The 18,204-nt window shown below is 63.1% G+C and carries 14 protein-coding genes; 9 read left to right on the forward strand and 5 right to left on the reverse strand.

Annotated elements, in window-relative coordinates; all coding sequences use genetic code 11:
- Positions 1–50: 50 nt before the first annotated feature.
- The gene (locus tag DOM58_RS08580; protein WP_075561093.1) at positions 51–1,007 is read left to right on the forward strand and encodes an acetyl-CoA carboxylase carboxyltransferase subunit alpha; all 957 of its coding nucleotides are present in this window, start codon (positions 51–53) and stop codon (positions 1,005–1,007) included.
- Between the two features lie 260 nt (positions 1,008–1,267).
- Complete coding sequence (gene tilS, locus DOM58_RS08585; protein ID WP_110692510.1) at positions 1,268–2,533, forward strand: tRNA lysidine(34) synthetase TilS; 1,266 nt, start codon at positions 1,268–1,270, stop codon at positions 2,531–2,533.
- A 7-nt stretch (positions 2,534–2,540) separates the two neighbouring features.
- Here the strand turns inward: tilS and DOM58_RS08590 are convergent, their stop codons facing one another.
- A complete protein-coding gene (locus DOM58_RS08590) occupies positions 2,541–4,049 on the reverse strand; it encodes a Ppx/GppA phosphatase family protein (RefSeq protein WP_110692511.1) in 1,509 nt (502 codons plus the stop codon).
- A 190-nt stretch (positions 4,050–4,239) separates the two neighbouring features.
- Between DOM58_RS08590 and DOM58_RS08595 the strand changes: the two genes are divergently transcribed.
- The 5 genes from DOM58_RS08595 (at position 4,240) to folM (ending at position 9,602) form a co-directional block, all read left to right on the forward strand.
- On the forward strand, positions 4,240–4,572 hold the full coding sequence (locus DOM58_RS08595; protein WP_110692512.1) for a thioredoxin family protein: 333 nt from the start codon (positions 4,240–4,242) through the stop codon (positions 4,570–4,572).
- Positions 4,573–4,994: 422 nt separating this feature from the next.
- Positions 4,995–6,254 (forward strand): transcription termination factor Rho, encoded by a 1,260-nt coding sequence (rho, locus tag DOM58_RS08600; protein ID WP_075561097.1) that lies wholly within the window; start codon positions 4,995–4,997, stop codon positions 6,252–6,254.
- 221 nt (positions 6,255–6,475) lie between these two features.
- Positions 6,476–7,993 carry a 4-hydroxy-3-polyprenylbenzoate decarboxylase gene (gene ubiD / locus DOM58_RS08610; protein ID WP_075561159.1) on the forward strand — a complete coding sequence of 506 codons (1,518 nt, stop codon included), beginning with the start codon at positions 6,476–6,478 and terminating at the stop codon, positions 7,991–7,993.
- Complete coding sequence (locus DOM58_RS08615) at positions 7,990–8,907, forward strand: NAD(P)H-flavin reductase (RefSeq protein WP_342588586.1); 918 nt, start codon at positions 7,990–7,992, stop codon at positions 8,905–8,907. The genes ubiD and DOM58_RS08615 overlap by 4 nt, the downstream gene beginning before the upstream one ends.
- A complete protein-coding gene (folM, locus tag DOM58_RS08620; protein WP_075561099.1) occupies positions 8,904–9,602 on the forward strand; it encodes a dihydromonapterin reductase in 699 nt (232 codons plus the stop codon). Before DOM58_RS08615 ends, folM begins: the two co-directional genes overlap by 4 nt.
- Positions 9,603–9,681: 79 nt before the next feature.
- Here folM and DOM58_RS08625 read toward each other — a convergent pair whose 3' ends face one another.
- Complete coding sequence (locus DOM58_RS08625; RefSeq protein ID WP_110692515.1) at positions 9,682–10,389, reverse strand: anti-sigma factor; 708 nt, start codon at positions 10,387–10,389, stop codon at positions 9,682–9,684.
- Positions 10,368–10,922, reverse strand: a complete 555-nt coding sequence (locus DOM58_RS08630) for a sigma-70 family RNA polymerase sigma factor (RefSeq protein ID WP_075561101.1) — start codon at positions 10,920–10,922, stop codon at positions 10,368–10,370. The genes DOM58_RS08625 and DOM58_RS08630 overlap by 22 nt, the downstream gene beginning before the upstream one ends.
- Before the next feature lie 427 nt (positions 10,923–11,349).
- On the opposite strand from DOM58_RS08630, the gene DOM58_RS08635 reads away from it, so the two are divergent.
- Positions 11,350–12,426, forward strand: coding sequence for a 3-deoxy-7-phosphoheptulonate synthase (locus DOM58_RS08635; protein WP_110692516.1), 1,077 nt, complete (start codon positions 11,350–11,352; stop codon positions 12,424–12,426).
- A 101-nt stretch (positions 12,427–12,527) separates the two neighbouring features.
- A complete protein-coding gene (locus tag DOM58_RS08640; protein ID WP_110692517.1) occupies positions 12,528–14,657 on the forward strand; it encodes a PhoX family protein in 2,130 nt (709 codons plus the stop codon).
- Between the two features lie 119 nt (positions 14,658–14,776).
- Here DOM58_RS08640 and ppk1 read toward each other — a convergent pair whose 3' ends face one another.
- Positions 14,777–16,987 carry a polyphosphate kinase 1 gene (gene ppk1, locus DOM58_RS08645; RefSeq protein ID WP_110692518.1) on the reverse strand — a complete coding sequence of 737 codons (2,211 nt, stop codon included), beginning with the start codon at positions 16,985–16,987 and terminating at the stop codon, positions 14,777–14,779.
- A 38-nt stretch (positions 16,988–17,025) separates the two neighbouring features.
- A complete protein-coding gene (hemB, locus tag DOM58_RS08650; protein WP_075561105.1) occupies positions 17,026–18,033 on the reverse strand; it encodes a porphobilinogen synthase in 1,008 nt (335 codons plus the stop codon).
- Between the last annotated feature and the right edge of the window lie 171 nt (positions 18,034–18,204).

The following is an 18,204-nucleotide window of genomic DNA, read 5'->3' on the forward strand; positions in this document are numbered from 1 at the left end:
TCCGCTCTGTTTCAGAAATCGAAGCCTGCCAGGATCACAGTAGAAGCTCTATGAATCCCAACTATCTAGACTTTGAACAACCGATTGCCGAACTCCAGGCCAAGATCGAAGAACTGCGTCTGGTCGGTAACGATAGCCGCATCAGCCTGAGTGACGAGATCGGCAAGCTCGAAGAGAAGAGCCGTAAACTCACCGAGCAGATCTTTCGCGATCTGACCGCCTGGCAGGTGACGCAGCTGTCGCGGCATCCTCAGCGCCCCTATACGCTCGACTATCTCGCCAGCGTCTTTACCGATTTCGACGAGATGCATGGCGATCGTCATTTCTCCGACGACGCCGCTCTGGTCGGTGGCGTGGCACGTCTCGACGACAAGCCAGTGATGGTCATCGGCCACCAGAAGGGGCGTGACGTCAAAGAGAAAGTGCGGCGCAACTTCGGCATGCCACGGCCTGAAGGGTATCGCAAGGCGTGCCGACTGATGGAGACGGCCGAGCGCTTCAAGATGCCGGTACTGACGTTCATCGACACGCCCGGCGCCTATCCCGGTATCGATGCCGAGGAGCGGGGGCAATCCGAAGCGATCGCCTACAATCTGGCAGTGATGTCGCGGCTGAAAACGCCGATCATTGCCACCGTGATCGGCGAGGGCGGCTCCGGCGGGGCGCTTGCCATCGGCGTCTGCGACGAGCTGCAGATGCTGCAATACTCCACCTATTCGGTGATCTCGCCGGAGGGTTGCGCCTCGATCCTGTGGAAGAGCGCCGACAAGGCCTCTGAAGCGGCTCACGCGATGGGTATCACCGCCTCGCGTCTGAAAGAGCTCGGATTCGTGGATTCGCTGATCGACGAGCCGCTGGGCGGCGCGCATCGCAATCCGCGCAAGACGGCCGATCGGGTCAAGGACGCGTTGACGGGCAGTCTCGATCGGTTGCGGGCGATGGATACCGAGACGCTGCTGGAGCGCCGGTATCAGCGCCTGATGAGTTACGGCGCTCCAGCCGCTTGACGGCTCTTCCTGCGCTCGCCCACACGGCGTTGAGTCGGAGCGCAGCAAAGACAGCGGCCGAAGGCCGGCCCGGCGGGCGAGCGTAGCGAGTCATACCGGCTCGGCATGCTCATTGACACCCACGTCAACTCCGCTGCCTCGCCGGTTTTCGTCTTGTGGGGCTTCGCTTGGGGCGAGCCCTCTAGATCGTCAAGTTCCCAAGAGAATCTCGCTCTATTTTCGAGGCCTAGCATCATTGCCGCAGCACGTAGGAGTCCGCCGTGCGACCTTCCCTCGAAGATCTCATTGATAGCGCCCTGGCACGTCATGTGTCGGGGCGTGTCGTCTGGGTGGCACTCTCCGGTGGTCTCGACTCTTCTCTGCTGCTGAGCGTGGCGGCACCGCTGGCGCGCCAGCGCGGCGTCGATCTGCGGGCGATTCACGTCAATCACGATCTGCAGGCGGCGGCGGGCGACTTCGAAAGCCACTGTCGCGAGCTGTGCGATTCGCTGGCCGTATCACTGGTCGTTGCCTCGGTTACCGTCAGCCCGGCGGGGCAAGGAATCGAGGCCGCCGCCCGCGACGCGCGTTATCAGGCATTTTCCCGTCATCTCTCTACCGGTGACCGCCTCTGGCTGGCGCAGCATGCCGACGACCAGGCCGAAACGCTCCTGCTGGCGACGCTTCGTGGCAGCGGCGTACGTGGCCTGGCGGGCATGCCTGTAGTGCGTCAGTGGCGAGGCCTCGCCGTCGAGCGTCCCTGGCTGGGTCTGGCGCGATCCGAGCTGGCACGGGAGGCGGCACGCCGTGGCGTGGCATGGTGCGAAGATCCCACCAACGCCGAGGTAAGGTTCGATCGCAACTATCTGCGTCACCGCGTGCTGGCACCGTTGCGACAACGCTGGCCAGGCGCTGCCGAGGCACTGGCACGAAGCGCCGGTCATCTGCAGGAGACCGACGAGCTGCTGGGACAGCTGGCCGAGATCGACCTGGCTGAGGCGGGGGGCGATCCCGGCTGCCTGCGGCTGTCGACGCTGCGCGGGCTTGTCTCTTCGCGTCGACGCCTGCTGATTCGTCACGCGCTCAAGCGCCTGGATTTGCCGGCGCCGCCGGCGGCACGCCTGGTCGAGCTCGAACGTCAGCTGACCACGGCAGCGGCAGATCGTCTGCCATCGCTTGTCTGGGCCGGGGGCGAAGCCCGGCTGTGGCGGAATCATCTCTACTTGCTGGCGCCCCAGTCACCGATCGATCTGTCCTGGCAGACGACCTGGGATGGCGTCTCGCCGCTGGAAACCCCCTGGGGGCAATACTATTGGGTGCTACAGCCGGCTCGAGGTGGCACGACAACGTCGCTGCGGGTCGGCCTGCGCCAGGGCGGCGAACGTCTCTGTCTGGCCGGGCGTGGCAGGCGCGATCTCAAGCGCCTGCTGCAGGAAGCCGGCGTCCCGCCGTGGCAGCGGGATCGCCTGCCACTGGTGTGGTTTGGCGACGAACTGGTAGCGGCGCTCGGCGTTGCGTCAGCGCAAGGCTGGTGTCAGACGCGCTAGATCGACGTCACGGGCTGTATGTCAGCGTCAGTCCGGCACTCTGTTGAAAGGCGGCTTCCTGTTCGAGATCGTTGAGCAGCAGTGCTTGAGGTTTGGCGTCGGGCAGCCGCAAATGCAGATTGTCGCCGTCGCAGATCAGTTGGAAGTCGACGGGGGCCTGTTCCGGGCGAGCGTGATTGAGCATCACGGCCAGCCGCAAGAGCCGCGCCAGCCGCTGGTAGGTGAGCTGTACGGCATCGGGCAGCGCTTCGAGCTCCTTCTGCGCGAATTTACGCCGATGAGCGCGAACCAGAAACGCCAGCGCCTGCTGTTCGGGGCGGGAGAAACCGGTCAAATCGGAATATTCGAGCAGGTAGGCGCCATGGCGGTGGAACTGGCTATGGGAGATTGCCAGACCAATTTCGTGTACTTGGGCCGCCCAGAACAGGAACAGACGCTGCTCTTCACTCAGCGACCAGCCATCGCGGACCTGATCGAAAGCCGCCATGGCGCTCTGCGCCACGTGGTCGGCGTGGGCCGTCTCGACGCTGTAGCGTCGCATCAGGGATTCGATGCTATGGCGCCGGGAATCCTCGGGCGTGCTACGGCCGATCAGATCGAACAGCACGCCTTCGCGCAGCGCGCCATCGGAGTAGCGCATGCGCTTGAGGTCGAAGGCCTCGAATACGGCACACAGAATCGCGATGCCGGCGGGGAACACCCGCGCGCGATCTTCCTTCAGGCCGTCCATCGCGACCTTGTCCAGATTGCCGAAACCGATCAGGGTCTTGCGCAGCTTCATCAGTGCGTCGCGCTCGATCAGCGTGGCATCGCCATCGCCCCTGGCGCCGATGACGGCGGCCGCCGCCTTGATCGTACCGCTGGAACCGATCGGATCCTGCCAGCCCAGCTGGCAGTAATGTCGCTGGATATTGGCCAGTTCGGACATCGCCGCCATCTCGGCGCGCCGAAAGCGCTTCTCGCTGAGTTCGCCGTTGGCGAAAAACGTGCCGGTATAAGCGACACAGCCCATGTGAAGACTTTCCAGCGCCTGGGGCTCGAAGTCCTCGCCGATGATGAATTCGGTGGAACCGCCACCGATATCGACGATCAGGCGTCGGCCGTGAACCTCGGCCAGCGCGTGCGCCGCGCCCAGATAGATCAGGCGCGCTTCTTCACGCCCGCCGATGATCTCGATCGGATGGCCGATCAGCGCCTCGGCGCGATCGATCAGCTGGCGGGCGTTGTAGGCCGCACGCAGGGCGTTGGTACCGACGATTCGCAGGTTGGCGGCAGGGACGCCGTCGAGAAAAGGCGCGAAACGCTCCAGGCAGGCCAGGGCCCGCGCCATGGCTGCGTCGGTGAAGTTCTCGTCCGCGTCGAGGCCGGCGGCGAGCTGGACTTTCTCACCCATCTTGGCGACGACCTGAAGCTGGCCGTCCTGATAGTTGGCGACCAACAGGTGAAAGCTGTTGGAGCCGAGATCGATCGCGGCCAGGCGCCGCGTCTCGTCGTTGGCGGTCGACTTCCCGCTCATGGCGTGGCGTCCTCGAAAACGGTCATGAAATGGGTGGCTGCGGCGTGTCGTCCGATTGTGCAGCGTTCTCGGCGAACGCTGCGACAGCGCTGGATGAGCCAAGATTGCGGGGGGCGTCCGGCCTTGTCAATCGCCCGCGCGGCGGGCATGCTGGCGACAGAGGGATGTCCATCGATAGAGACACGAGTTCATGCAGCCACAGCGACGCCATCTGGATAACGAGGCTTTCGAGCGTCAACGCGAGGAACGGGCCATACCGTGGCTTGCGGTTTTCGTCGCCGACTGGTGTCAGCCCTGCGAGACCTTGCTGTCCCGCCTCTCCTCCGCGCCAGCAGGGCCGATTCGTGATCTGGCGGTGGGCGTGGTCGATGTCGATCGTGAACCGGCACTGGCCGAGCGATACGGGATCAAGGGGACGCCGACGCTGATCCTGTTCATCGAGGGCGAGCCCCGGCTCACACGGGTTGGTGCACTGTCGGAAGCACAGCTGTTGCAAATCGGCGAAGAAAGTACGCGCAATTGATCGAACCCGCTGGCGATGGCCGTGCACGGTCGCTATTGGGGGGCTTGCTTTCGGCAGATAGCTTGTCTACCATCTGGACGTTCACCTGTTCCGAATGCTTCTCGACCGCCTCGCGGTCCCCCAAGTCGTCAGTCAATCCCAGTCCCAATCATCGGCCAGTTTCGATCTTTGGACAGTGACAACGCTCCCGGATGACTCTTTCCGTGAGATTGCAGGCGAATCAAATCGCTCTCCCGGCATCCTCGCGACATGGCAAGTCGGTACCCGGCCTGTTTCGACGTAGCGCCGAGAGGCCATGCGAAATGTATGACCCCTGGGACGACTGAACGCGCCGCGCGGCGTCTGAATCGACCGCCTCTTGTCCTCCTTTTCTATCTCGGCAAAAGTCATTGCCTGCGACACGAGCCATCTTTGACGAACTCATGAATCTAACCGAACTCAAGCAAAAATCCGTTCCTGAACTGCTGGATATCGCCCGTGAAATGGGTATCGATAATCTGGCTCGCTCGCGCAAGCAGGATATCATCTTCGCCATCCTGAAGAAGCACGCCAAGAGCGGCGAAGACATCTACGGCGATGGCGTCCTGGAGATTCTGCAGGACGGTTTCGGTTTCCTGCGTAGCGCGGATTCTTCCTATCTGGCTGGCCCCGACGACATCTATGTCTCGCCGTCGCAGATTCGTCGTTTCAATCTGCGCAAGGGCGACTCGATATCCGGCAAGATCCGTCCGCCGAAAGAAGGCGAGCGCTACTTCGCGCTGTTGAAAGTCAACGAGATCAACTTCGACAAGCCGGAAAACGCCAAGCACAAGATCCTGTTCGAGAACCTGACGCCGTTGTTCCCGCAGGAACGTCTGCCGATGGAGATCGGCAATGGCTCCACCGAGGACATCACCGCCCGCGTGATCGACCTCACGTCACCGATCGGCAAGGGCCAGCGCGGCCTGATCGTGTCGCCGCCCAAGGCCGGCAAGACCTTGATGCTGCAGAACATCGCGGCCTCGATCACGCGCAACAATCCCGAATGTCACATGATCGTGCTGTTGATCGACGAGCGCCCCGAGGAAGTGACGGAAATGTCACGGACGGTGCGTGGTGAAGTCGTGGCCTCGACCTTCGACGAGCCGCCGGCACGCCACGTTCAGGTCGCCGAGATGGTCATCGAGAAGGCCAAGCGTCTGGTCGAGCACAAGAAGGACGTGGTCATTCTGCTCGACTCCATCACTCGTCTGGCGCGTGCCTACAACACCGTGGTGCCGTCTTCCGGCAAGGTGCTGACCGGTGGTGTCGACGCCCATGCGCTCGAGAAGCCCAAGCGCTTTTTCGGTGCGGCGCGTAACATCGAAGAGGGCGGCAGTCTGACCATCATCGCCACGGCGTTGGTCGATACCGGCTCGAAGATGGACGAAGTGATCTTCGAGGAGTTCAAGGGTACCGGCAACATGGAAGCCCACCTCGACCGCAAGCTGGCCGAGCGCCGCGTCTACCCGGCCTTCAACATTCGTCGTTCCGGTACGCGTCGCGAGGATCTGATCGCCTCCGAGGAAGAGATGCAGCGGATGTGGATCCTGCGCAAGCTGCTCAATCCGATGGACGATGTGGCGGCGACGGAATTCCTGATCGATCGTCTCAAGGATACCAAGACGAACTTGGAATTCTTCGAAGCCATGAAAAGACGTTGATTCTGGCTGGCTGCACTCGATGACACTGCGTTGGAAAATCGCTCAAGCTGCTCATTTACTCCAGTAAATTCAGCACTTTCGCGATTTTCCGCCTTGTCTCATCTTCGTTCGCTCAGCCAACTTTCAACGCTTCGTGAGATATTCGGGGCAAAGCAGAAAATGGAGGGCAGCATGTTATGCTGCCCTTTTTGCGTTCTTGGACAGTGGATACGGGCAACGTCATGAAATATCACGATTTGCGGGATTTCATCGCGGCGCTGGAGCAGCGTGGTGAGTTGAAGCGGGTCAGTGTCGAGGTGGACCCGTATCTGGAGATCACCGAGATCTGTGATCGCACGCTGCGCGCCGGCGGTCCCGCACTGCTGTTCGAGAACGTCAAGGGCAGCGAGATGCCGGTGCTGGGTAACCTGTTCGGGACTCCCGAACGCGTCGCTTTGGGCATGGGGCAGGAGAGCGTCGAGGCGCTGCAGGAGGTCGGCAAGCTGCTGGCTTTCCTGAAGGAGCCGGACCCGCCCAAGGGGCTCAAGGATGCCTGGGACAAGCTGCCGATCTTCAAGCAGGTCATGAGCATGGGGCCGAAGACGGTGCGTTCGGCGCCCTGCCAGCAGGTCGTGTTCGAGGGCGAGGACGTCGACCTGGATCGCCTGCCGATTCAGCACTGCTGGCCGGGCGATGTGGCACCGCTGGTGACCTGGGCGCTGGTCGTGACCAAGGGGCCGCACAAGACGCGCCAGAACCTGGGCATCTATCGCCAGCAGAAGCTCTCCCGGAATCGGCTGATCATGCGCTGGTTGAGCCACCGCGGTGGCGCGCTCGATTTCCGCGAGTGGCAGCAGGCCCACCCGGGGGAGCCGTTTCCCGTGGCGGTGGCGCTGGGCGCCGATCCGGCAACGATTCTCGGGGCGGTGACGCCGGTACCGGATACGCTTTCCGAATACGCGTTCGCCGGGCTGCTGCGCGGCTCGCGCACCGAGCTGGTCAAGTGCGGTCACGCCGATCTGGAAGTGCCGGCATCGAGCGAGATCGTGCTGGAAGGCTTCATTTATCCGGATGACATGGCGCCCGAAGGGCCCTATGGCGATCACACCGGGTATTACAATGAAGTCGAGAACTTCCCCGTGTTCACCGTCGAGCGCATCACCCATCGTCGCGATCCGATCTATCATTCGACCTACACCGGTCGCCCGCCGGATGAGCCCGCCGTGCTGGGGTTGGCGCTCAATGAAGTGTTCGTGCCGATTCTGCGCAAGCAGTTTCCCGAGATCGTCGATTTCTATCTGCCGCCGGAGGGCTGTTCCTATCGGATGGCGGTCGTGACCATGAAGAAGCAGTATCCCGGTCACGCCAAGCGAGTGATGATGGGGGTCTGGAGTTTTCTACGCCAGTTCATGTACACCAAGTTCGTGATCGTGCTGGATGACGATGTCGATGCGCGCAACTGGGAAGACGTGATCTGGGCCATCACCACGCGCATGGATCCGGCCCGCGACACGGTCTTGGTCGAGAATACGCCCATCGACTATCTTGATTTTGCCTCGCCGACCGCGGGGTTGGGCTCCAAGATGGGTCTGGATGCCACCAACAAGTGGCCGGGCGAGACCACTCGCGAGTGGGGCGAGCCCATCGTCATGGACCCGGCAGTCAAGTCGCGCGTCGATGAGCGGTGGGAGAGCTACGGTATCGATATCGCGGCGCCGTCGGCGCGAACGGGAACCTCGAGCAAAGATGGGGCGGCATGACGGCAAGTAGTGAAGTGGACATGACGATCAGGACATTGACCTGCCAGGTGGAAACGGTCGAAGACCTGACCCCCGATGTATTTCGGGTCGTACTCGAGGGGCGGGTCGAGGCGATCAGCCATGCGCCGGGCCAATATCTGGAACTAGAGTTGCATGAAGGCACCTGGGTGCCTTTTTCGATTGCCTGCGCCGACAATGGTGAGGGTCAGTTGGAACTGCATATCCAGCACTGGCCGGAGCGCACTCACTCGGCGAGACTGCGTGAGCTGCTGACCCATCGCAATCGATTGTCGGTGCGGCTGCCCAGTGGCGACTGTTTTCTGCCGGCGGGAGGCGTGCAGCCGTTGTTGCTGATCGCGGCCGGCACCGGCTTTGCCCAGCTCAAGGCGATCGTCGAAGCGGCATTGGCCGAGAACCCCGAGAGAGACATCTCGATCTGGTGGGCAGTGCGCGAGCGGCGCGACCTGTATGCCGAGTCCCTGGCGCGGCAATGGGCTCGGACGTATTCGCACGTCCATTTTCATGCGGTGGTTGAGGCGGCGGAGACCGAGTTCGAAGCGCTGCCGGGCATTCACTGGCATCGCGGGCGTATTGACGAGGCGCTGGCGGCAGCGTTCGAGACACTCACGGGCCTCGAGATCTACATCGCCGGTTCACCGGGCATGGTCTATGCCTGCGTCGACACCCTGGCGCCATTGGGTCTCGCGGAACATCAGGTGCATTCGGACGTCTTCAGCTATGCCCCACGGGTGCCCTTTCTGCCGCTGCCCGAGGGGGACCCGGCCCAGGCGCCACTGACGCCGGGCGAGGCGCACGCGACATCGGAACAGGGCGCAGCATCGAACAAGGGCACAGCATCGAACAAGGGCGCGGCATCGAAGAAGGGTGAAGCATTCAGGAAGAGAGAGCCATGAGCCAGTCCCCGATCCTGATTACCGGTGGCGCTCAGCGTTTGGGGCGTCACTGTGCCGAGCGCCTGCTCGACGACGGTCACCCGGTCATCGTCACCTATCGCCGCGAGCGCGATACGCTGGAGGCGTTACGCCAGCGAGGGGCTGTGACGCTGGCGGCGGATTTCGCCAGCGAAGCGGGTATACACGATTTTATCGCCCGGCTGCGCGAGACTACCGCCAGCCTGCGCGCCATCATTCACAATGCGAGTGAGTGGCTGTCGGATCCCGAGCCGGCGGCGGCGGGGGAGACGCTGGAGCGACTGTTTCGGGTCCACATGCAGGCGCCGTATCTGATCAACCTGCACGCCAGAGATCTGCTGGAAGCGTGTCAGGAGCCTCAGTGCGACATCGTGCATATCACCGACAGCATCGTTCGGCATGGGGCGGCGCGTGGTGCGGCGGGACAGGCGGCGTATGCTGCCACCAAGGCGGGGCTCGAGAGTCTGACCCGGTCGTTTGCGGTACAGTTTGCGCCCCGAATTCAGGTCAATGCGATAGCGCCGGGCCTGGTCATGCTCAATGGCGATGAAGGCATCGACAGCGATCAGCGGGTACCGGGGCCAGGGGTCGTTTATCAGACGCTGCGCTATCTCCTCGACAACGATTTCGTCACCGGCACCACCGTCGCGGTGGATGGCGGCCGCCACCTCGGCTGACGAGCGCGTCTCGCTGCGTCGAGATCGCGGCGGCCGTCCCGTCCCTTCACCAGACGGCCAAGGCGACCGTGCCGCTCCGCTACAGCGACACGGTGTTGCTGCGGATCTGAATCAGCTTGCCTTCGTCGATCACCGGCCCTGACGGCTTGCCGCCCGGCGCCCCGGCGCTGGGCTCCATGCTGACGGCGAAATCGGCGGTTTTCATCAAGCCCAGCATCTTGGTGGGCAGCTGCATGGTCGCTTCGCCCTGACTCGGCAGCATGCCCAGCGAAACCGGCGTGCCATTTTCCATCATCCACAGCTCGCCACCCTTGCCTTCGGGCATCGGATCCGGCGATACCGCCTGCACCATCATCTTGCCGTCGAAGGTGGCGTTGAGAATCCACGCCGTCTGGCCGCTGGGCTGATTGATCACGAACACGTACTCGCCCGGCATCATGCCCGACTCCTTCGGCGCCAATGTCAGTAAGGCCAGCGCCAGCGCCGCGGCAGTCGCGAGACCGCTGAATGCGCGCCAGAACCCGAGCCGTTGCAGCAGGCCGGTCTTGAGTCCCAGCCGCGTGGCGATACCGGACCACAGCTGCGAAGGTGGTTTGACGGGCTCCAGCTGCTGGTTGAGCAGCTGCAAGTGCTCGCGCCACGCATCCACGCTGTGCTGTAGCCCCGGGCTGACCGCCAGCAGCGCTTCGAATTCGGCGCGCTGGTCGCGATCCAGCGTGCCGAGAACGTATTCTCCGGCTGCCATCTCGCGCTCGTCGGGATCGTTCAAGCCAAACGTGTCATGCATTCCTTCAACCTCTCGAGGCCTCTCCGGACCCAGCTCTTGACGGTTCCCAGCGGTTTGGTCAGATGTGACGCCAGATCGTGGTGGGTCAGTCCTTCGAAAAACGCCAGTTCCAGCGCCTGCCGCTGTTGCGTGGTCAATTCGGTCAGGCACTGCTGCAGGGTTTCTGCCTGCTGATTGATATCGCTCTCGCTCTCGACGTCGGAGTCGCCCGGCAAGGTATCGATGATGGCGTCGCCGTCCGCCTCCTGCGGGCGCTGGCGTCTGAGCCAGTCGATTCCGATATTACGCGTGAGCGTCGATAGCCAGGTCATCGGTCGCGCCCGCGAGGCGTCATACTGCCCCGCCACCTGCCAGACACGCAGATAGACCAGTTGCAGACAGTCCTGGGCGGCGGCTTCCTGACGTACGATACGCAGCAGCTGCGCGTATAGATGCGGACTGGTCGCGCGATAGAGTTTCTCGAAAGCAAGACCATCGCCGCGGGCGCTGGCGTGGAGATTGTCGATCAGCACTTCATGAGGCGGGTAGGCCATGGAGTTCCTTGAAAGGCTTTCTTTTTCTTGTCCACCAGTCTCGCCAACGGGGTCGAACAAGTAAAGCCTGGATGGCGTTGGGATAGCCCGTCGCTTCAAAAGACTTGTCAAAACGCGTCGGAACGTTAGGATAGAGCCACGACTTACTTGAAGACTCTCTGCGAGAGAAAGTCATGACCGAACGCCACGACTCACGTTTCATCGACACCGCCCAGGCTTGCGGCGGTGCGATGGCGTTCGCGTTCTCTGGTTATGGCTATTGGTTTAGGACTGGCGTGCCCGCCGGTTGGTCACACTGACCTGAACCTGCGAGGCACGCCCGGAACCGGGCTGCCTCCTCGCAACAAGAACCCCCGGATGGCTGCCCACCCGGGGGTTCTCGCGTTTCGGGTCTGATTCTTGAACTCTATTTTGGAATGAGATCGTTATGGACGCTGCCACATCAGAACTGAAACCGGCCCCATCGACACCGGAGACATCTCCCATCGTCAGCTCGCGAGAGTTGCCGACGGCCGCCGAGCTGCGCCGACGCCTGCCGCTGAGTGCGGCGCTGGAAGCGCGGATCGGCGCGCAACGTCGCGCCATACAGGCGATTCTGGACGGTGAAGACGATCGCCTGTTGGTGGTGACCGGGCCCTGCTCGGTGCATGATCCCGTCGCGGCGCTGGAGTATGCCGAACGGCTGGCGGCGCTCAATGCGGTGGTCGGGGACCGGCTGTTGCTGGTGATGCGAGTCTACGTCGAGAAGCCACGCACGACCGTGGGCTGGAAGGGCATGGCCTACGACCCCCACCTCGACGGCAGTGACGACATGGCCGCGGGGCTGGCCATGGCACGACACCTGATGCGCGACATCGCCGAGCTGGGCCTGCCGGTGGCCACCGAGCTACTGCAGCCGATGGCCGGCGCCTATTTCGAGGATCTGCTGAGCTGGGTGGCGATTGGCGCGCGTACCACGGAATCGCAGATTCATCGCGAGCTGGCCAGCGGGCTGGCGGCGGCGGTCGGCTTCAAGAACGGGACCCAGGGCAATGTCGATGTCGCCATTGCCGCGATGCAGTCTGCCGCGCACCCGCATCGCCATTTCGGTGTCACCGCGGCCGGCAGTCCGGCGATGATCGAGACGTCGGGCAACCCCGCCACCCACCTGGTGCTGCGCGGCGGCCACGACGGCCCCAATCACGATGCCGCCAGCGTGGCTGCCAGCCGTCGCGCCATGGAGCAGGCCGGGCTCAAAGCCAATGTGATGGTGGACTGCAGCCACGCCAACTCGCGCAAGGATCATCGACGGCAGACGGAAGTGCTGTTCGATGTGCTGGAACAGCGGCTGGCGGGGGATCGGAGCCTGATCGGCGTGATGCTCGAAAGCCATCTGTTCGAAGGCAAGCAGGCGCTCAATCCATCGACGCTACGCTACGGCGTCTCGATCACCGATGCCTGCCTGGGCTGGGAAGCGACCGACAATCTGCTGACACGAGTGGCGGAGCGACTTCGCCAGGCCTGATCCGGTGGCTCTTGCAGCGTTACGTCATCGACATCATCCCGTCATATCTTCGGCTTAGCCTCGTCACGACGATCCATCCGTGATGAGTGAGAGGATATGACATGAGTCGGGAAGTCGAAGATCATCGCATTCACAACGAAAGTCATAACACGCCATTCGCAGACATTGTCGAGCGCCACCTTTCGCGCCGTCAGATCCTGCAGGGTGGCCTAGGAGTGGCAGCCGTTTCCATGATGGGGGGATTCGGCCTGGGCGGTAGCCTGCGTGCCTGGGCTCAGGACAAGTCGCCGTTGGCGCTAGGGTTCGAGTCCGTCCGCGGTTCCCGTACCGATGCCATCGTGGTCCCCGCCGGCTATCGCGCCCAGGTGCTGATTCCATGGGGAACGCCGCTCAATGGCAATGCGACCGAGTGGCAAAAGAGTCTCGCCATGACGCCGCAGCAGCAGGCGAACAGCGTGGGTATGCACCACGATGGCATGCACGCTTTTCCGCTGGATTCGAAGACCGGCTCGCGCCGCTTCCTGCTCGCGCTCAATAACGAATACATCGATCAGGATGCGCTATGGGCACCGCAAGGTGGCCCGACCCGGCCTGACGGCGTTCGACCGGCCGATGAAGTGCGCACCGAGATCAACGCCCACGGCGTCACCATCGTCGAGATCCAGCGCCAGGATGACGGCGGCTGGGCGCACGTGGTCGATTCCCCCTACAACCGCCGAATCACCACCGCCACACCGATGCCTCTGTCCGGGCCGGTGGCGGGCAGCGACTATGTCAGGACACGCTACTCCGCCGACGGGACTCGAACGCGCGGCACCAACAACAACTGCGCCAACGGCTATACCCCCTGGGGCACCTATCTGACCTGCGAGGAGAACTGGCCGGAAGTGTTCGTCAACACCGGCGAGCGTTTCAGCGACGACGCCCGGCTGGGGCTGCCGACCGACCGCGGACGCTATGGCTGGGAGACGGCGGCCGGCGACGGCGAGCAGGACGACGAATTTGCGCGATTCGACATCACGCCCGGCTCGGGGGAGGCGACCGAAGACTACCGCAACGAGGCGCGGACCTTCGGCTACGTGGTCGAGATCGATCCCTATACCCAGGCCACGGCGATGAAACGCACGGCGTTGGGGCGTTTTCGCCACGAGGGCTGCTGGCCGGGGCCGGTGCGCGCCGGAGAGCCGCTGACGTTCTACACCGGTCATGACTCGCGCAACGAGTACATCTACAAGTTCGTCAGCGCCGCCAAGTGGGACCCCGCCGATGGTCCCGAGCCGGGCAGCGAGACGGATCGTCTGACGATTGGCAGCAAGTACCTCGACGAGGGCACGCTCTATGTGGCGCGCTTCGACGAGGATGGGCGGGGCGAGTGGCTGGCGCTGACGCCAGATGCCCTGACACCTTCAGGGCGCACACTGGCCGCGGCATTGGGGCTGGAGGCGGACGACGCTGCCGGGATCATCATTCATACTTGCGACGCCGCCGATCTGATGGGGGCGACACCGATGGATCGACCGGAGTGGTCGAGTGTCGATCCCGTGTCCGGCGAGGTCTATTTCACGCTGACCAACAACTCGAAACGCACCGCGGACGGCACCGAGCCCACTTTCACCAACGACGGCGAGGCGCTCGAGGCCTCAGGGGTGGGTTATGCGACGGCGCCGACCAACGCTGCCAACCCGCGGGCCAGCAACGAGAGCGGCCATATCATTCGCTGGCGCGAGCAGCCGGACAACCGCTTTGCCTGGGAGATATTCCTGTTCGGCAGCGATGCTGATGCCCAGACGAATCGGTCCGGCCTGACACAAAGTAATCAGTTCGCGAGCCCCGATGGCCTATGGTACGACGAGCGTGGCGACGGCCAGGGCATCCTGTGGTTCCAGACCGACAACAGCGACAACGCGGTCGCCGAATACACCAACGATCAGCTGCTGGCGGTCGTGCCAGGAGCGCTGGCTATCGGTGATGGATCGGGCTCGGTCCTCGATGCGGGCAACCAGAACCAGCTCAAGCGTTTTGCCGTGGGTCCGAATGGCTGCGAGGTGACAGGCATCTTCGCCACGCCGGACCGCACCGCGTTGTTCATCAACATCCAGCATCCCGGCAACTGGCCGGCAGATGGCGACGCGCTGAGTCAGGATGCGACGAAGATTGCCGACGGCAAGGTCCGCCCGCGCGCGGCGACGGTGGCGATCTGGAAAGAGGATGGCGGCCAGGTCGGGGTCTGAGTCGGGCTGGCCCGCAAGCGACAGCCAAGAGAAGGCCGGAGGCGCTAGCCTCCGGCCTTCTCATGTCGGTTGAACACTACCCGCCAACCACCACTACCGGTCGATGACCGGGGATGCGCTCAGGTCTGGCTGGCGTAGGCGTAAAGCAGCGTCTCCTGCGCGCTGATCGGTTCGGCCTCGCCCGGATCGCGGAGATGGTACTGCCCCTCGGTGTCGAGCTCCCAGCTCTGGCAGTTGTCGAGCAGATAGGTGTCGAGATCCTTGCGTACCTGCTGCGCGACCTTCTTGTCCAGCAGCGGGAAGCAGGTCTCCACGCGATGGAACATGTTGCGTTCCATGGCGTCGGCACTGGAGCACCACACTTCGTGCTTGCCGTCGTTATTGAAATAGTAGACGCGGGTATGCTCGAGGAAGCGACCGATGATCGAGCGCACCCGGATATTGTCGGAAATACCCGGTATGCCGGGGCGCAGGCAGCACATCCCGCGAATGATCAGATCGCAGGTCACGCCTGCCTGCGAAGCGCGATAGAGCGCACGAATCAGCTTGGGCTCGGTGATCGCGTTGCACTTGATGACGAGTCTGGCCTTCTTGCCGCTCTGGGCCAGCTTGGCCTCACGATCGATCATCTCGACCAACGTCTTGTGCAGCGTGAAGGGGGCGTGCAGCAGCGTATGTATCTTGCGTGGCTTGCCCATGCCGGAGAGCTGCTGAAATACCTTATGGACGTCGTCGCATATCTCGTCGTTGGCAGTCATCAGGCTGTAGTCGGTATACAGCTTGGCGGTCTTGGCGTGGTAGTTGCCGGTGCCGAGATGGACGTAATGGCTGAGCGCGCCTTTCTCGCGGCGCACGATATGCATCATCTTGGCATGGGTCTTGTAGGCCATCACCCCGTAGATGACGATGGCGCCCGCTTCCTGCAGGCGGGAGGCCAGCGCCAGGTTGTCGGCCTCGTCGAAGCGCGCCCGCAGCTCGATGACCACGGTCACTTCCTTGCCGCCACGTGCGGCTTCCACCAGGGCGCCCACGATCGAGGAGTCAGCTCCGGTGCGATAGAGCGTCTGCTTGATCGCCATCACGTCAGGGTCGCGCGCGGCCTGACGCAGCAGATCCTCTACCGGGCTGAATGACTGAAACGGGTGATGCAGCAGGATATCGCCCTGGCGAATGGCGGTGAACAGATTGACCTCGCCGCGCACCGGCCTGGGCAGGCCAGCCGTGAACGGCCGGTAGCGAAGATCGGGGCGCTGGACATCTCCCAGCACCGCCATCATTCGTGTCAGGTTGACCGGACCATTGACCCGATAGAGATCGTCTTCGCCCAGTTCGAACTGCTTGAGCAGAAAATCGATCAGGCTGTCGGGGCAGTTGTCGGCGACCTCGAGCCGAACCCCGCTACCGTAGCGCCTCGCCAGCAGTTCGCCGCGCAGCGCCGAGGCCAGATCGGAGACCTCCTCGGGATCGACCGACAGATCGGCATTGCGGGTCAGCCGGAACTGATAGCAGCCCTCCACCTCCATGCCGGGGAAGACCTCGTGCGCGTGGGCGTGGATCATCGATGACAGGAACACGTAATCGGTGAAGCCATCTTCACATAGCGTCTCCGGCAGGCGGATCAGCCGGGGCAATGAACGCGGTGCCGGCAGGATCGCCATGCCGCCCTCGCGACCGAAGGCATCGGTGCCATCGAGCTCGACGATGAAGTTGAGGCTCTTGTTGACCAGTCGCGGAAACGGATGCGAGGGGTCGAGCCCGATCGGACTGATGACCGGCGCGATCTCCTCCTCGAAATAGTCGGCCACCCACGAGGCCTGCTCGGGAGTCCATTGAGCACGCCGGCGAAACCGGATCTTCTGCTCTTCCAGCGCGGGCACCAGCACATCGTTGAGGATCCGATACTGACGCTCGACCTGTTCGTGACCGATGCGCGAGACCTCCGCCAGCACCCGTGCGGGCGTCATGCCGTCGGCGCCGGTTTCGTCATGGAACAATGCCAGCTGATGTTTGAGCCCGGCAACCCGGATCTCGAAGAACTCATCGAGATTGGAAGAGACGATCAGCAGGAACATCAACCTGTCGAGCAGCGGATGCGACGGATCCAGGGACTGTTCGAGCACGCGAATGTTGAACTGCAGATGCGACAGTTCGCGGTTGAAGTAGAGCGTAGGGTCGTCGAGATCCGCCTGAGAGGAGGGCGTCGCCTTGGCATGAATGCCCTTGCGCGTACGATTGACGCGCAACGGCGCGGCGTTGATCTCTTCACCGCTGACCGACAGCAGCGTGTCGGCAGAAGCGTTGGGCGTGTCTGGCGTGCCTGAGTCTGTCATCACGAATCTCCGGTACCGGGGCAGACACGCCCGGCACCTCAGGTTTTGAGCAATTGCGCGGCGCGTTTGGCGAAATAGGTTAGGATGCCGTCGGCGCCGGCGCGTTTGAAGCAGGTCAGCGATTCCAGAATCACGCTGTCCGCATCCAGCCAGCCTTTCTCGAAGGCGGCCATGTGCATGGCGTACTCACCGCTGACCTGATAGGCGAAGGTGGGCACCCCGAACGACTCCTTCACCCGCTGGATCACGTCCAGATACGGCATGCCCGGCTTGACCATCACCATGTCGGCGCCTTCCTGAATGTCCAGGGCGGTTTCGTGCAGCGCCTCGTCGGTGTTGGCCGGATCCATCTGGTAGCTGAACTTGTCGGCCTTGCCCAGATTGCCGCTGGACCCGATGGCATCGCGAAACGGGCCGTAATATTTCGAGGCGTACTTGGCCGAATAGGCCATGATCTGCGTCTCGTGCAGCCCCTCGCGCTCGAAGGTGTCGCGAATCAGACCGATCCGGCCATCCATCATGTCGGAAGGCGAGATCACGTCCGCGCCGGCCTCGGCGTGGGAGAGCGCCTGCTTGATCAGCGCTTCGATGGTGCGGTCGTTGATCAGGTAGCCGTTCTCGTCGGGTACCCCGTCCTGGCCGTGGGTGGTGTAGGGGTCGAGTGCCACGTCGGTGATGATGCCGAGATCCGGGAAGCGCTCGCGCAGCGCCCGAATCGCACGCTGAATCACGCCATCCGGATTCCAGGCTTCGGCGCCATCGACGGTCTTCTTTTCCGGCGGGATGAACGGGAACAGGTCGATCGCCGGGATGCCGAGCGCGACCAGCTCTTCGGTCTCGCGCAGCAGTTCGTCGATGGACAGGCGTTCGACGCCGGGCATGGAAGCGACCGGCTCGCGCCGGTTCTCCCCCTCGAGCACGAAGACGGGAAGAATCAGATCGTCCGTCGTCAGTGCCGTTTCTCGGGCCAGACGGCGGGAAAAGTCGTTCTTGCGCAGGCGCCTCAGGCGGGTGGCCGGGTACTGACGTGACAGGGAATAACGCATGAATCTCTCCACAAAAGCGGCGAACGCGCCTTTCGACACGCTCGCGGCGCCGACAGCTACGCTATCAGCGACGAATGACAAGACGATGACAGTGGGTTTGAAGCCCCAGTATAGCAACCGCCATGGCGGGTCGTGTGGGGGCGATTGTCGCAGCGGCTGGCATGGAAATGC

The sequence above is a fragment of the Salinicola halophyticus genome, assembly GCF_003206695.1.
Lineage (GTDB): Bacteria > Pseudomonadota > Gammaproteobacteria > Pseudomonadales > Halomonadaceae > Salinicola > Salinicola halophyticus.

What these genes read in the sequence shown, in the direction of transcription:
- DOM58_RS08635 (WP_110692516.1), top strand. Translation starts at nt 11,350, where the DNA reads ATGGACGCTGCCACATCAGAACTGAAACCGGCCCCATCGACACCGGAG.
- DOM58_RS08640 (WP_110692517.1), top strand. Translation starts at nt 12,528, where the DNA reads ATGAGTCGGGAAGTCGAAGATCATCGCATTCACAACGAAAGTCATAAC.
- DOM58_RS08590 (WP_110692511.1), bottom strand. Translation starts at nt 4,049, where the DNA reads ATGAGCGGGAAGTCGACCGCCAACGACGAGACGCGGCGCCTGGCCGCG.
- DOM58_RS08630 (WP_075561101.1), bottom strand. Translation starts at nt 10,922, where the DNA reads ATGGCCTACCCGCCTCATGAAGTGCTGATCGACAATCTCCACGCCAGC.
- folM (WP_075561099.1), top strand. Translation starts at nt 8,904, where the DNA reads ATGAGCCAGTCCCCGATCCTGATTACCGGTGGCGCTCAGCGTTTGGGG.
- DOM58_RS08625 (WP_110692515.1), bottom strand. Translation starts at nt 10,389, where the DNA reads ATGCATGACACGTTTGGCTTGAACGATCCCGACGAGCGCGAGATGGCA.
- ubiD (WP_075561159.1), top strand. Translation starts at nt 6,476, where the DNA reads ATGAAATATCACGATTTGCGGGATTTCATCGCGGCGCTGGAGCAGCGT.
- DOM58_RS08615 (WP_342588586.1), top strand. Translation starts at nt 7,990, where the DNA reads ATGACGGCAAGTAGTGAAGTGGACATGACGATCAGGACATTGACCTGC.
- ppk1 (WP_110692518.1), bottom strand. Translation starts at nt 16,987, where the DNA reads ATGACAGACTCAGGCACGCCAGACACGCCCAACGCTTCTGCCGACACG.
- hemB (WP_075561105.1), bottom strand. Translation starts at nt 18,033, where the DNA reads ATGCGTTATTCCCTGTCACGTCAGTACCCGGCCACCCGCCTGAGGCGC.
- rho (WP_075561097.1), top strand. Translation starts at nt 4,995, where the DNA reads ATGAATCTAACCGAACTCAAGCAAAAATCCGTTCCTGAACTGCTGGAT.
- DOM58_RS08580 (WP_075561093.1), top strand. Translation starts at nt 51, where the DNA reads ATGAATCCCAACTATCTAGACTTTGAACAACCGATTGCCGAACTCCAG.
- DOM58_RS08595 (WP_110692512.1), top strand. Translation starts at nt 4,240, where the DNA reads ATGCAGCCACAGCGACGCCATCTGGATAACGAGGCTTTCGAGCGTCAA.